At 51.6% G+C, this 217-nt stretch carries 1 protein-coding gene; it reads left to right on the top strand.

From position 1 onward, the window contains the following. A partial coding sequence (locus MFF64_RS37625; RefSeq protein ID WP_238194193.1) for an Ig-like domain-containing protein occupies positions 1–217 on the top strand: 217 nt, incomplete at both ends.

Here is a 217-nt window from a genome sequence, read left to right as displayed (position 1 = left end):
GCAGGTTAATCTTAACGTTACCGAGGACAATTTTATCGCTAATAACGTCGGGATGACCAGGCTGCAGGCAACAGTGACTGATGGAAACGGCAACCCGTTAGCCAATGAGGCGGTGACATTCACGCTACCGGCAGATGTGAGCGCAAGCTTTACTCTCGGACAAGGCGGTTCCGCCATTACTGATATCAACGGCAAGGCTGAAGTTACACTGAGCGGT

Origin of the sequence: Methylobacterium frigidaeris (assembly GCF_022179185.1) — a bacterium.
GTDB classification, from domain to species: Bacteria; Pseudomonadota; Alphaproteobacteria; order Rhizobiales; family Beijerinckiaceae; genus Methylobacterium; species Methylobacterium frigidaeris.
Note: the sequence above shows the minus strand (reverse complement) of the source record. Positions and strands in the feature narration are given on the sequence as shown.